Raw genomic sequence first — 13,084 nt, 5'->3', positions numbered from 1 at the left:
CGTCCGCACGGCCATCACCCGCACCGCAGCGGTTCGGCCAGCGAGTTCTGGAGATGCCCGCCCCCGTCGGCGCGTACGCCTTTGGGCTACGACCAACAAGACCACCGCCCGCCGCATATGACCGCCGACAGAGCGGCGGGCCGCACGGCACCTGGGGTATCCGCTCGATGACCTCGTCGGTTGCCGCGTGAGGAACCGGCCTACGCGCGACGAACGCGATGTCCCCTTCCGCGGCGCCCGGACCGACCGTCCGATCCAGCGTCCGTGGCAGTGGATCGCCGCGGTCGACGACCACGGACCGGGTGCCGCGTGATCGTTCCGAGCAGTACGATCGGTGGCCGCCGGAAAACTCGATCGCGTCGAGGGTTGATCTCCGTTGGACAGTCACGGTGACCGATCCCTATCTCCTGCGTCCCGTCACTGACGTCGACTTCGCCCGATGGGCGCGAATGATCGCCAACACCTACGGCGGTGAACGGCGATCCTCCGGCCAGGTCGGGACCGGTCGGAGCCGGATGCACGGGTGGTGCCGGTCGAACCAGCAGCCGCACCTCTCAGCGCCTGCGGGCGTTGAGCCGGGCCGCCTGGCGCGTCAGATGGTCGCGCTCGGCGAGGTTGGGGGCCTGCTGGGCTGCCTCGGCGTACAACCGTGCCGCCGTCGCCGGATCGCCGTCGCGCTCGTGGAGGTACGCCGACACCGCGGCGTAGCGGGGCAGCGAGTCGTCAAGCACCATGAGCGCCGCCAGGCCGGCACGCGGTCCGTCGGCCTCGCCGACGGCCACCGCGCGGTTGAGCCGGACAACCGGGCTGTCGGTGAGGTGCGCGAGCTCGTCGTACCACTCGACGATCTGCACCCAGTCGGTCTCCTCCGCGGTGGGCGCGTCAGCGTGGAGTGCCGCGATGGCGGCCTGCGCCTGGAATTCGCCCAGCCGGTCACGGGCGAGGGCCGCCTGGAGGATCTCGACGCCCTCGGCGATCAACTCGGTGTCCCACCGACCGCGGTCCTGCTCGGCGAGCGGCACCAGGCTGCCGTCGGGTGCGGTCCGGGCCGCGCGCCGGGCATGGTGGAGCAGCATGAGGGCGAGCAGCCCGGCCACTTCGGGGTGGTCGAACGCGGCCGAGAGCTGCCGGGTGAGTCGAATGGCCTCGGCGGCGACGTCGACCTCGCCGGAATAGCCCTCGTTGAAGACCAGGTAGAGGACGCGTAGCACGGTGGCGACGTCGCCGGGCTGGTCGAACCGCACTCCGGAGACGGTGCGTTTGGCCCGGCTGATGCGCTGCGCCATGGTCGCCTCGGGCACCAGGTAGGCCTGGGCGATCTGGCGGGTGGTCAGACCTCCGACGGCGCGCAACGTGAGCGCGACCGCGGACGACGGCGTCAGCGATGGGTGGGCGCACAGGAAGTAGAGCTGGAGGGTGTCGTCGGCCGCGTGTGCCGCCTCGGGCGCCGGTTCCTCGTCGACGAGGTCCTCACGGCGGCGGCGGGCAGCGTCCGCCCGGGCCACGTCGAGGAACTTGCGCCAGGCCACGGTCACCAGCCAGCCCTTCGGGTCCCGCGGTTCCGCGGCCGGCCAGACGCGGACGGCCTCGACCAGAGCGTCCTGCACGGCGTCCTCGGCCGCCGCGAAGCCAGCTCCACGGCGGACGAGGATCCCGAGCACACTCGGCGTGAGGCTCCGCAGGAGGGCCTCGTTCATCTCGGAGCTCACTCCGTGATGGTGGGCGGCGCGGCCAGGAACGGGCGTACCTCCAGCCACTCGTGGATGGGCTTCCCGCCCGCCCCGGGGGCGGCTGACAGTTCCCCGGCCAGTTCGATGGCGCGCTCGTAGCTGTCGACGTCGATCACCATCCAGCCGGCGATGAGGTCCTTGGTCTCGGCGAAGGGGCCGTCGGTGACCGGCGGGCGACCCTCGCCGTCGTATCGGACGTACGTCCCCTCGGGGGCGAGCGCCTGACCGTCGACGAACTCCCCGGTTCCCTCAAGGCGGGCCGCGAAGTCCTGCATGTACTGCACATGCGCCGAGATCTCCTGAGGCGTCCACTGGTCCATGGGCACGTCGTTGACCGCGGCCGGGGCGCCGCGATAGTGCTTGAGCAGCAGGTACTTGGCCATCGTTCTTCTCCTCGTTACTGGTGCGACCCATCTTGGCCGCGTTCACTCCTGGGACGAAGCCAGCCACGGGTTCTCGACATCGCCGGCCATATCTTCTTCGGCTCTCGCGGATGGACCTGGGTGACACGTCTCGCGGTGTTCGGGGCCACGCCGTGGCGCAGGGGCGATATGGATGGGGGCCTTCCAAGATCAGCAGCGGCCAGGCAGCGGAATGACGGTCCCATGGGCCGAACCGTGTGTTGTGCCATCCCGGTAAGTGAGGCGAGACCGAGCCGGGCACCAGTAACGTTGCCGGTCGGGTCGGGACTTGTGGTCCCGGTCCGCAGGGGGTCTTCCCAGCGGGGCACCGGCGGGTCGGAGCCCGTCCAGCGCCGCCGCGAGATCACGGAAACGAGCGAGCTCATGACGCTGAACCCCGCGGAACGGCACCAGACCAGTGAGGAGTTGAAGAGTAACCTCGCCCTGTCCGGCTTGACATCGCGTGAAGTCGCGACGGATCTCCACTTCACGCCTCACCGGTTGCACTCCACACTCCAGGCCGACCCAGCGGCCGATCCGGTCGATGTGTGGCAACTGCGCGACTACCTCGAACAAGCCGCGCGCGACGCCGGGCACCAGCCCACCGCCTACACGGTGCTGACCAAACGCTCCCGCCTGCTGGCCCGGATGTGGTTCTCACTGCGCGAAGCCCCGCGGCACAAGTCCACAACGTCCTGACCCTCGCTCCCTTTCACCCTCCGGAGCCGGTGTTCCCGACCGTTGATCCCTGGACGGTAGAGCCTGCGGGGGACTCAGAGCAGGTGTCAGTGGGGCGGGGCCGGATCGGCGACGCCAGCCGAGTGTTCTCACTCCTGCTCAGGTGTTCAAGGCAGTGGACCACCGACGGGCGAGTGGGCGGTCAGGCGGGCAGGCGGGCATGCGGTCTCCGGGACTGGCCATGCGGGGGCGGGTCGGGGCACGCCAGGTTTTCGATACGGCCGAACAGCAGACGGCACTGGATCACCGGCTGGCCGGGCAGATCGGAGCCCCCGGTCCGGAAGGGGGGCCGACCGGCACCCTTCCGGACCAGGGGCTCCAACACCGGGTCCCTGGTGACGTGCTCAACCCGCGAAGCGGGCCATCCACGCCTCGACATCGTCCGCAGACCGTGGCAGGCCAGCCGACAGATTCTGATGACCGTCGACGGTCACGACCAGATCGTCCTCGATCCGGACGCCGATGCCGCGCCACTCCTCGGGCACGGTGAGATCGTCCGGCTGGAAGTACAGGCCGGGCTCGACGGTGAGGACCATGCCCGGCTCCAGTACGCCGTCGACGTACTCCTCGTTCCGGGCCTGTGCACAGTCATGGACGTCCAGACCGAGCATATGACCGGTGCCGGCCATGGTGAAGCGCCGCTGGAGACTGAGTTCGTACGCGCGCTCGGCCGGGCCTTCGATGAAGCCCCACTCGACCAGTCGGGCCGCCAGGTGGCGCTGGGACGCTTCGTGGAAGTCCCGGTACGCGGCGCCGGGCTTGACGGCGGCCATGCCTGCTTCCTGGGCCTCGTACACCGCGTCGTACACCTTGCGCTGCAGGGGTGTGAAGGTTCCGCTGATCGGAAGCGTGCGGGTGACGTCGGCGGTGTAGAGGGTGCGCGTCTCCACGCCGGCGTCGAGCAGGAGCAGGTCTCCGGAGCGCACCGGGCCGTCGTTGTCCGTCCAGTGCATGATCGTGGCGTGCTCACCCGCGGCGCAGATCGAGCCGTAGCCGACGGAGTTGCCCTCAAGGCGCGCGCGGCGGAAGAAGGTGCCCTCGATCCACCGCTCGGACGACGCGATTGCCACCGAGAGCTCACCGACCACATCGGTGAATCCGCGCACGGTGGAGTCCACCGCCTTGCGGAGCTCCGCGATCTCCCAGTCGTCCTTGACGAGGCGGAGATCGCTGAGGGCCTCTTCCAGTTCGGCGTCGCGCTCCTCGTCCGTGGCGACGGCCGCCTCCAGGGAGGGGTCGACGCCGCGTACGATCCTGGTCGGCGCATCGGGGGCGGCGGCCAGGTCGGCGGCGGCCGTGCGGACGTCCCGGCAGGGCAGACCGAGCACGAGCTCCGACTCGGCGAGGGAGTGGCGCCGTCCCATCCACAGTTCGGCCGTGGGACCGGTCCAGAACTCGTTGTCGTTCCTGCTGTCCCGCGGCAGCTGGTAGCAGTAGGCGTCATGGCCGCCGTCCGCACGGGGTTCGAGGACCAGGGCGCCGTCCCGGGCCTGGTCTCCCGTCATGTGCACATAGCCCGTGTACGGCCGGAACGGGTAGCTGTCGTCGTTCGATCGGACCTTGAGGTTTCCGGAGGGAACCACGAGGCGTTCACCCGGAAAGCGCGCTGAGAGCGCGGCGCGGCGCCGGGCCGCGTACGGAGCCTGCTCATCAATGCCCAGGTCGTGCCGCTCGGTGTCCGCCCACCCCGTGCGCATCAGAGCGGACAGCTCCTCGGAGATCCCTGAGTAGAGACCGTTCTTTCGGCCCTTTGACACGTCGTACACCTTCTCTGGGTGGGTTCCTCACCGACGAGGGACAGGGCGAGCCACGCAGGACCGGCTTCTCGCCGGTGTACCTCGGTTCCCTCGCCGCCGCCGGTCGACGGCGGTCTTCGGACGGTACCCCGCACCGCGCCCGCTCGGCGCCCAGGAGTGCCACTGGCACTGATCGGCCATAGCCCGGCGTCGGCGCCGCCGATAATGAGGCGTATGACGAACGGGAAACTCAGCGAGGCCCTCCGGCTGCTAGGACTCGACCACACGGCGGCCCAGGTCTATCTGACCCTTCTCGAACTGGCCCCCGCCCCGCTGAGCACGATCGCGGCCGCGGCCGGTGTGAACGGTGCGGAACTCGCCACGGCGTACGGCGCACTGGTCGACGCCGGTCTGGCCAGCCCCGCCGAGGACGGCGGGGACATGGTTGCCCCGGTTCCGCCCACCGCCGGCCTGGAGATCCTCGCCCGCCACCGCGCGGCCGAGGTCGAGGAGTCGCGCATCGCCGTCGGGGGTGCTTTTGAGTCGTTTCGGCGGCAGCGGCTCGCCGCGTACAACGACGATCTTGTCGAGGTCGTCACCGGCGACACCATCGGCCCCCGGATTCGTCAGGCCTGGGCGAGCGCCCGCGATCAGATCCGGCAGTTTGAGTCGCCACCGTACTTTCCCCTGCCCGGAGCCACGGATGACGCGCTCGCCACCCTCGCCCGCGGTGTGACACAGCGGGTCGTGTACTCCCGGGAGTCGCTGGAGCATCCAGGCCATCTGAGGGAGGTGATCGAACCGTGTGTCAAGGCCGGTGAGCAGGCCAGGGTACTGCCATCGGTACCCGTCAAACTCGTCATCATCGATGACGCCTACGCGCTCGTCTCCTTGTCGATCAAAGAAGCCGACGTGCACAACACCATGCTGGTCGTGCAGCCGTGCGGGCTGCTCTCCGCACTCATCGCGTTGTTCGAGCAGTCCTGGCAGAACGCCCTGCCGTTCCAAGGGCGCACCACCCGCCCCGGCGGTCTGCCACCCGCCGACCGCCGTCTGCTCTGGCTCCTCGCGGGCGGCGCGAGTGATGATGTCATCGCCCGCGAGATGGGAGTCAGTCGGCGCACCCTGTTCCGGCGCCTACAGATCCTGATGGCCCAGCTGGGCGCCGCGAACCGCTTTCAGATGGCCTTGCAGGCACAACGGAACGGATGGTTGTGACATCCCCAGCGCGCAAGGACGAGGGCGGGTGCGGAGGCCTTCCACCTGGGCGAAGGCCCGCTGGTCACCGGGACGCCGAGATCCCGCAGGGACGCTGTGACCCGTGATGCTGGCGGGTCCGTTCGTGAGAAACGCCTTCCCTCGGCGAGTAGACGCCTGGCCCTGCTCGGCCGGAGGGGGAGCAGATGACGGCGATTCCGTGGTGCACACAGCTGGCGGACGCGGGCGCAGAGCGAGGCTGCGGTGGCGTCCGCCGCACGGTGAGTCTCCACCCGGGCGACCGGCTCGCCCACAAGCCGGGTGCCGACACGGACGATGGTGAGGTAGCCGCACGACAGCGGCCGGGCACGGCCCCGTGACACCGGCGCTGCCCTCCGCCGTGCGGCGATGCGCGCCGTCGCCGCCTCAGTCCATGGGTTCCTCCGCTTCGGGAATGATCGCTACCGCGTCGATCTGCACGAGCGCGCCCGGGCGAGCGTGCCCTGAGGTGTAAACCACCGTGACGGCCGTGCGGTGATCGCCCCACACCGATCGCGACGCCGCGTATCCCGCCTGTGCGTCGACCCCGTCGACGAGGTAGATGGTGAGTTTGGTGACATGCTCGGGACCGGTGCCCGCGGCAGCGAGCACGGTCAGCACGTTGCGCATCGCCTGAATGGTCTGCGCCTCAACACCGTCGAGCAGGCTTCCGGTGCCGTCGGTGCCGAACTGGCCGCCGACCTGGACCGTCCGGGCGGCGGGTGCGATCACCCCCTGGGTGAAGGCGGGGTTGTAGTAGAGCCCTTCCGGGTCGAGGTGGGTCGTCTTCGTGGTCATGGGGTCCTCCCGAGAGGCGCCGGAGCGTGCAGGTAGAGGTCGCGCAGCAGGCAGACCTCGGACAGGTGGTGGATCAACTCGCGGTGGACGTGCAGCACCAGATCCGCCATGAGCAGTTCGGGGAAGGGCTCCTTCTCACCGACCGGGACCCGGAGCCCGGCGTCACCGAGTCCGCGCACCCCAGCCAGCCAGACGTCGAGCTGGGTCTTCAACTGGTCGAGCGCAGCGGTCGCACTGCCGGCGTACTCCCAGGTCTCGTATGACGCCGCCGGCGCGCCGAAGTGCGCCGCATTGCGCGCGGCGAGCACACCGACGATGACATGACCAAGCCGCCAGGCGATCGTGGTGAAGGCCGCGGGGACCGGCTGAGGGGAGTCGTAGTCGATCGTGAAGTCCCCAGCGCCGAACCGCGGGGGCGTTGTCGAGCCGCCGCGCGGCCGCACGCTCCAGGCGTCAGGAACCGGCGCCCAGAAGTACTCGTCGTCGGTGAGCCCATCAAGCCGGGCCCGGAGCTGATGGTTCCAGTGGAACTCCCACTGCTCGCGCAGGGTCCTGTTCCCATCGAGTTCGTTGCCGTCCATGGAGCCACCGTGACATCGATAGCGGACAGGTGCGGTCCGCCATCTCTGACAGGGTGGGCGCCATGGACGCGGCCAAGGGCGATGAACGGGGTACGGCGGAGCGGGTGCTCACCCTGCTCGGGCTGCTACAGCAGCGCCGGGTCTGGACCGGCCCCGAGCTCGCCGACAGGCTCGGGGTCACCTCGCGCACGGTACGCCGAGATGTCGAACGGCTGCGCGCGCTCGGCTATCCGGTGCATGCCGGCCAGGGCGTCGGCGGTGGCTACCGGCTCGGCCCGGGGCAGAACCTGCCGCCGCTGCTTCTCGATGACGAGGAGGCAATCGCCACCGCGGTCTCGCTGCTCGCCGGCGCGGGTGGCGCGATCGTCGGGGCCGGCGACGCGGCGCTCCGCGCGCTGACCAAGCTCGATCAGGTGTTGCCCAGCCGGTTGCGTCACGAGGTGCGCGCGCTCTCCGGCTCGGTCGAGTCCTTCGGCGGTGGGCGCACACCGGTCGACCCGGAGGTGCTGATGACGCTGGCCCGAGCCTGCCGCGACGAGGTCGAGTCCGGCTTCGACTATCCGGCTGGGGACGCGGTGCGGCGGCGCCGGGTCGAGCCCTACCGCCTGGTCGCCTCCGACCGGCGCTGGTACCTCCTCGCCTATGACCTCGACCGCGACGACTGGCGCACCTTCCGCGTCGACCGGATGACCGAGGTGTCCGCACGGGCGTGGCGCTTTCGCCCGCGCGCGGTGCCCGACGCTGCGACATATGTGCAGGAGGGCGTGGCGAGCCGGGTCTACCCGCACCAGGCCCGTTTCCTCGTCCATGCGTCGGCCGACACGGTGCGTGCGCAGATTCCGGCATCGGCGGCCGTCGTGAGACACCGGGGGAGCGAGCTCTGCGAGGTGCTCAGCGGTGCCGCCAGCCTCGACTTCGTGCTCATGCACGTACTCCTGCTGGGGCACGACTTCGAGGTGCTCGGCCCTCCGGAGCTCGGGAGCCGCTGCCGCGCGCTGGCGCGGAGACTGCTCGCCGCCGGTGCGTCGATCCCACCGGCGCCGTGAATCCCAACCGGCTCATCGCCTTCCGAACGCGGTAAGTCGATCATTCACCGGGTGCGGCCCTGACGTCTTCCGCTGGTCTCAGCGCCCAACCGGGACCGGACGGTCGGCTTTGCGCACGAGGAGGCGACGGCAGGGCGCGCCACCGGAGCCTGGTCAGCGGACGACGTCGAAGACGTTCTTCTGCAGGCCGTTGGCGTATGTCGCGTGCTCGACCAGCTTCAGCTTCTGGGTGTCCTTGTCCGTGGCGCTGAACAGGCGCTTGCCCGCGCCGAGGAGCAGCGGGAAGACGAGCAGGTGATAGCGGTCGATCAGACCTGCGTCGGAGAGGGCGCGGTTCAGGGAGGCGCTGCCGTGGATGATGATGGGGCCTCCCTCGCCCTCCTTGAGGGCCGCGACCTCATCGAGCGAGCGCAGGATCGTGGTCTCGCCCCAGTTCGCGACCAGGTCGTCTTCGGTGAGGGTGGTGGAGAGGACGTACTTCGGCATGGTCTTGTAGTCGGCGAACTCCTCCATGTCCGGCCACACGGGGCTGAACGCCTCGTAGCTGACCCGACCCATCAGGATCGCGGTGGATTCCTGCTGTTCCCGCCCCTTGATTTCGAACGCCTCGGGGACGAACTCGATGTCCTTGAAGGTCCATCCGGAGTTTCGGTAGCCGGGTTCGCCGCCGGGGCCCTCCACTACGCCGTCGAGGGAGATGAAGGCGGTGCTGATCAGGGTACGCATGAGACTTCCTTGGTGTCTGGTGTCTGATTCGCGATTGCTTGGTGCCGATTCGGCGGTGTTCGAGGTTGCAGAGGCCTGGTGCTGATTCATCCCGGAGAGCCATAGGAGGCAGGTTCTGCGGTGGTGAGGGGGGAGACGGCCCGGGTTCGAGCGGGCGGGTGTTCCGGGCTGTCCGCGCAGGTCAGCTGAGGAGTCCGGTCAGCCACCGTTGCCAGGCAGCCTCGGCTCCACCGATGTCCGGCCCGAACAGGTGATGGAACATCAACGCCATACCGGAGCCGTGATGGAAGGTGTAGATCCCCTCGCTGGCGCGGAGCCCCAGGCGCTCGTCATCGGACCAGACCACTTCGCCCTCCCATGGGGACAGGCCGGCCAACTCCGCGTGCGCCCGGGCGCCCACCGGGGTCGAGCTCGGCAGCGACAGCCCTCTGGCCAGTGCCGCCCGCACCTCGTGCCCTGATCGTCCGCCGGACGGCGCCAGGGCGAAGACGGGAACACCGACGCGTCCGGGAAAGTGCGTCAGGTATTCGCGGAGAGTGTGGAGGTGGAAGGGCCAGCCGCGGCGCAGCGCATCGTACTCATCCTGCCAGTCGTCGCCGAGCAGACCGCTGTGGACGACGCGGAGCACGGTGCTGCCGCCGTCACGTCCCTCGATCAGATACTCGAAGGCCATGAACCGACCGTCCGCACCCTCGGCGGTGCGGGTGGCGAGGCGTTTGCCGGGCTCGTAGGCGGTGATCACTCCCTCCTCCCGGTGACCGCCCGTGGTCATGGCGGTGATGCCGCCCTCGCGCGCCTCCACCTCATTGCGGCCCATGAACCAGGAGTCGATCCCCGGTCCTGTCGCAATCGCTTCCCAGACCTGTTCCGGGCCTGCCGGGAGGGTCGTCTCCAACTCGATCTCGAACGGGTGCGTCATGGTGCGTCGTCCTGTCCTGCTTCGGGTCCGGTCTCCTGCTGCTGGTCGGCCTCACTCCCTGCGGGGCCAGGCTGCGACGCGGGGGTCTGGTGGAGCCCGACGATCACGCGGTGACTCCTGCCGCCCGGGGCTGCGTCGTCGTGATAGCGGCCCACCAGGGTCGCCACTGCCAGGGCCAGCTCGTCGGCGAAGGCCGTCCGGTCGGCCGCGGATGCGAACCGGACCTCGGCGTCGATACCGAAGGTGGCGATGCGCCGCCTGGCGCGGGCGCCGCCGGTCAGCAGGGTGCCGACCTCCTGCACCAGCCGGGACCCGAGCGCCAACAACCAGCGGGCGGAGAGCTGGTCGGGAGAGCGGGAAGGGTCCGGTCTGACGGCGGCCAGCGCGTTGGGGGAGATCACGTAGGAGGCGGCGGTGGCGCGGTACACCCGCTCAGTGACGTTGCCCTTGCGGCGTTCCTCGGCGAGCTCAACAAGTCCGTGCCGTGCCAACTCCTTGACGTGGTAGTTGACCTTCTGCCGGGGCAACCCCAGACGGACGGCCAGCATGGCGGCCGAGCCGGGCTCGGCGAGGGCGGCGAGGATTCGGGACCGTATCGGGTCCAGTGAGGCCTCGGCCGCGGCGGGTTCTTCGATCACAGCGACGTCCAGCACCGTTCCAGAATCCAACCGACAATAAATTTTGTCAAGACAGAATTTATTGTCGGATGCTCCACCGCTGTTCCGCCGTTCGTCCGGCCACGGGGTGAGAGGCATCGGGAATGACACTGACCGCCGGCCACTCGTATGCACTACGCAAGGCCGGGTACTCGCCCGCGCTCAGTGGCCTCGCCCGACCGCTTCCGGTGGTGGCTGGTCCACCTCGCCGTACCTGGCCCCTGTGCGTGGGTATGGCTGAGGCCAGGTGGCCTGGAGCAATCCACGGGCGACCTGATTGGGGTTTGTGCTCCTGCCCAGGTTTCTTGAGGCGGATGCCCGGTTCCCGGAGTCTGCCCGGGAGACGCCCGCGGCGGCGGTGGAGTACATGGCTCAGCGGGTCAGGGTTCCCGCCGGGGCGTGGATGGACTACGGCTGGCAGGGTGACCGGGTCAGGCGGCACCGCAAGGAGATCCGGGAGGCGTAGGGGTTCCGGGCGAATGACACGCACGAGTGCCGCGGGGCGCGGCCTGCTGGGTCAAGGGATGGGGAAGCGGTTCATGGAGAGGTTCGAGACAGCGAGTCTGGCGCTTATGCCTGGCCAGAGGGTTCAGGCCAAGATCCTGAGCCATCACCCATGGGGAGCGGTCGTTCAGATCGTAGGTTTCGAGAACGCGGGTCTGTCGGCCTCCATCGACATGATTCAGCAGTTCTCCCGGACCACGAGTAGTTATGACGAACTACTCGCGCTCTTCCCACCCATCGGTTCGCAGATCGATGCGGTGATCGAGCAGATCCATCGTTGGCGTCCGCCGGTATCGGTGCGGCTCAGCATCCGACCTGACGACCTGGAGTCGCTGGCCTGGCGCTGCGACTTCTGTGGCGAACGATCACGTTGAGCCCGGGTGGAGACGCCCTCGTCCTGGACTCGCGGAGCAACGACGGTCCAGGAAGCCACACCATCATCTCCCACCGGAACTGCCTGGCCGAACGAATCCGCCCGGAGAGCACCGGAGAGCAGGCGCGAGCACGGGGGATCGGGAAGATGCGCTGAAGGTCGCAAGGTGCGTGCCCAACTACCCACCGCCACGGCTGAGCCCGACAGCTCAGCCGGCGGGGACCGACCGGTAGTTCGGGACAGGCGGCATCGATCCGCTGGCCATCCCGGAGTACGCCGAGTTGGGCACGGACTTCATCGTTGAGTCCACCTCGGTGGCCACCCGAGAGTTGCTGTCGAAGGATGTGCTGCGGCGCCGACAGTTGCTGGTCCTTTTCGGGCTGGGGGCGAACGTGTGGATCAAGCGGGTCGCGGTGACCGGCAAGCACGGCGAGAGCGAGGGGACGCTGCGGTGGGCGCGGCACTTGTTCGCCAACCGGGCCAGTTGCGCGCGGCCTTGCGCAGGCTGGTGAACGCCTTGACCGCCACCGCGACCCGCTCGGCGCCCGTCGCACCGCGGCCCAGGAATCGGCGGCAATGCGCTGTGGGCGCCTCCGTCCCGGACGTTGAGTAGATGACCCTGAGGTGGATGTCCTCTGTCTGCCTAGGCGGCTTCGCGGGCTCTACGGAGCAATTCCAGGCCGTTCCCGGGTCCCCTTTTTCAGCGGATCGTGACACCAGGCAGGGGAAGCCCTGTGTGGCGCCCTGAGGGGCTTTCATGTGTCACGTGTAGGGGGGATTGATTGGATGAACACGCGGCCGCCTGTGGGGCTTTAGGGGGGCTCGTGGTGGAGTCTGCGATGCCTGCGCTGGGTGTGGTAAACCTAGTTCTCGATTCCATGGTGAAACTTGCGGAACAGGGCCTGGCCGGTCGGCGGGGCCCTGCGCCGACCTCCGTTCGACGTCATGCCGCTCCCGCCCCACTGGGTGGGGGCGCGGTTTGTCGCGCCAGAAAAGAGAGCGCCCCTGTGACCGATCCCGGCATTCCCTCCGACCCTTCGGTAGACGCCACCGCATCCGCGCCCAACGCGGGCAACGTGGGGGACGCGTCCTACACCGGCAGCCAGATCCAGGTCCTGGAGGGCCTGGAGGCGGTCCGTAAGCGGCCTGGCATGTACATCGGCTCGACCGGTGAGCGCGGTCTGCACCACCTGGTCTACGAGATCGTCGACAACTCGGTCGATGAGGCCCTCGCGGGGCACGCGGACCGCATCGACGTGACGATCCTCGCCGACGGTGGCGTTCGTGTGATCGACAACGGTCGAGGCATCCCGGTGGACATCGTGCCGTCCGAGGGCAAGCCGGCCCTGGAGGTCGTCCTCACCGTCCTGCACGCGGGCGGCAAGTTCGGCGGCGGTGGGTACGCCGTCTCCGGTGGTCTGCACGGCGTGGGCATGTCGGTGGTCAACGCCCTGTCGACGCGGGTGGAGGCGGAGGTGCGCTACGGCGGGCACCGTTGGAGCCAGGAGTACGAGAAGGGCGTGCCGACCGCCGCGATCAAGCAGCACGAGGAGGCCTCCGAGACCGGTACTTCACTGACGTTCTGGGCTGACAGTGACATCTTCGAGACCACCGAGTACTCCTTTGAGACGCTCTCGCGT

Annotated in this window: 16 protein-coding genes; 8 read left to right on the top strand and 8 right to left on the bottom strand. The window is 69.1% G+C overall.

All coding sequences use genetic code 11. From position 1 onward, the window contains the following. Window positions 1-554: 554 nt before the first annotated feature. Both NBG84_RS34030 and NBG84_RS34025 read right to left on the bottom strand, forming a co-directional pair. Window positions 555-1,697, bottom strand: coding sequence for an RNA polymerase sigma factor (locus tag NBG84_RS34030; protein ID WP_250923573.1), 1,143 nt, complete (start codon window positions 1,695-1,697; stop codon window positions 555-557). Between the two features lie 8 nt (window positions 1,698-1,705). After that, on the bottom strand, window positions 1,706-2,113 hold the full coding sequence (locus tag NBG84_RS34025; protein WP_250923541.1) for a YciI family protein: 408 nt from the start codon (window positions 2,111-2,113) through the stop codon (window positions 1,706-1,708). Window positions 2,114-2,515: 402 nt separating this feature from the next. Here NBG84_RS34025 and NBG84_RS34020 point away from each other — a divergent pair, with 402 nt between their 5' ends. Continuing rightward, entirely contained in the window at window positions 2,516-2,830 is a 315-nt protein-coding gene (locus tag NBG84_RS34020) for a DUF2316 family protein (RefSeq protein ID WP_250923540.1), read from the top strand. Between the two features lie 383 nt (window positions 2,831-3,213). Here the strand turns inward: NBG84_RS34020 and NBG84_RS34015 are convergent, their stop codons facing one another. Continuing rightward, a complete protein-coding gene (locus NBG84_RS34015; protein ID WP_250923539.1) occupies window positions 3,214-4,626 on the bottom strand; it encodes an aminopeptidase P family protein in 1,413 nt (470 codons plus the stop codon). A 213-nt stretch (window positions 4,627-4,839) separates the two neighbouring features. Between NBG84_RS34015 and NBG84_RS34010 the strand changes: the two genes are divergently transcribed. Beyond that, window positions 4,840-5,823 (top strand): LuxR family transcriptional regulator, encoded by a 984-nt coding sequence (locus tag NBG84_RS34010; protein ID WP_250923538.1) that lies wholly within the window; start codon window positions 4,840-4,842, stop codon window positions 5,821-5,823. 185 nt (window positions 5,824-6,008) lie between these two features. Continuing rightward, window positions 6,009-6,182: a hypothetical protein gene (locus NBG84_RS34005; protein ID WP_250923537.1), complete on the top strand. Its 174-nt coding sequence runs from the start codon at window positions 6,009-6,011 to the stop codon at window positions 6,180-6,182. Between the two features lie 46 nt (window positions 6,183-6,228). On the opposite strand, the gene NBG84_RS34000 is transcribed toward NBG84_RS34005, so the two are convergent. Further along, on the bottom strand, window positions 6,229-6,639 hold the full coding sequence (locus NBG84_RS34000; RefSeq protein WP_250923536.1) for a RidA family protein: 411 nt from the start codon (window positions 6,637-6,639) through the stop codon (window positions 6,229-6,231). Then, window positions 6,636-7,220, bottom strand: a complete 585-nt coding sequence (locus NBG84_RS33995; protein ID WP_250923535.1) for a DinB family protein — start codon at window positions 7,218-7,220, stop codon at window positions 6,636-6,638. The genes NBG84_RS34000 and NBG84_RS33995 overlap by 4 nt, the downstream gene beginning before the upstream one ends. A gap of 62 nt (window positions 7,221-7,282) precedes the next feature. On the opposite strand from NBG84_RS33995, the gene NBG84_RS33990 reads away from it, so the two are divergent. Beyond that, a complete protein-coding gene (locus NBG84_RS33990; protein ID WP_250923534.1) occupies window positions 7,283-8,266 on the top strand; it encodes a helix-turn-helix transcriptional regulator in 984 nt (327 codons plus the stop codon). A 153-nt stretch (window positions 8,267-8,419) separates the two neighbouring features. On the opposite strand, the gene NBG84_RS33985 is transcribed toward NBG84_RS33990, so the two are convergent. The 3 genes from NBG84_RS33985 to NBG84_RS33975 all read right to left on the bottom strand — a co-directional run bounded on the left by NBG84_RS33985 (window position 8,420) and on the right by NBG84_RS33975 (window position 10,564). Next, window positions 8,420-8,992, bottom strand: coding sequence for a dihydrofolate reductase family protein (locus tag NBG84_RS33985; protein WP_250923533.1), 573 nt, complete (start codon window positions 8,990-8,992; stop codon window positions 8,420-8,422). A gap of 181 nt (window positions 8,993-9,173) precedes the next feature. Further along, window positions 9,174-9,911 carry an SRPBCC family protein gene (locus NBG84_RS33980; RefSeq protein WP_250923532.1) on the bottom strand — a complete coding sequence of 246 codons (738 nt, stop codon included), beginning with the start codon at window positions 9,909-9,911 and terminating at the stop codon, window positions 9,174-9,176. Continuing rightward, window positions 9,908-10,564: an ArsR/SmtB family transcription factor gene (locus NBG84_RS33975; protein WP_250923531.1), complete on the bottom strand. Its 657-nt coding sequence runs from the start codon at window positions 10,562-10,564 to the stop codon at window positions 9,908-9,910. Before NBG84_RS33975 ends, NBG84_RS33980 begins: the two co-directional genes overlap by 4 nt. A gap of 289 nt (window positions 10,565-10,853) precedes the next feature. Between NBG84_RS33975 and NBG84_RS33970 the strand changes: the two genes are divergently transcribed. The 4 genes from NBG84_RS33970 to NBG84_RS33955 form a co-directional block, all read left to right on the top strand. After that, window positions 10,854-11,033, top strand: coding sequence for a DUF4158 domain-containing protein (locus NBG84_RS33970; protein WP_250923530.1), 180 nt, complete (start codon window positions 10,854-10,856; stop codon window positions 11,031-11,033). Window positions 11,034-11,139: 106 nt separating this feature from the next. Continuing rightward, on the top strand, window positions 11,140-11,445 hold the full coding sequence (locus NBG84_RS33965; RefSeq protein ID WP_250923529.1) for a hypothetical protein: 306 nt from the start codon (window positions 11,140-11,142) through the stop codon (window positions 11,443-11,445). Between the two features lie 280 nt (window positions 11,446-11,725). Further along, window positions 11,726-11,956 (top strand): hypothetical protein, encoded by a 231-nt coding sequence (locus NBG84_RS33960; RefSeq protein WP_250923528.1) that lies wholly within the window; start codon window positions 11,726-11,728, stop codon window positions 11,954-11,956. Between the two features lie 495 nt (window positions 11,957-12,451). Next, a partial coding sequence (locus NBG84_RS33955) for an ATP-binding protein (protein WP_308312146.1) occupies window positions 12,452-13,084 on the top strand: 633 nt, incomplete at its 3' end.

The organism is Streptomyces albipurpureus (assembly GCF_023701525.1).
In the GTDB taxonomy this organism is placed as follows: Bacteria; Actinomycetota; Actinomycetes; order Streptomycetales; family Streptomycetaceae; genus Streptomyces; species Streptomyces albipurpureus.
The sequence above is the reverse complement of the archived record's forward strand: the minus strand, read 5'-3'. Positions and strand labels throughout refer to the sequence as shown.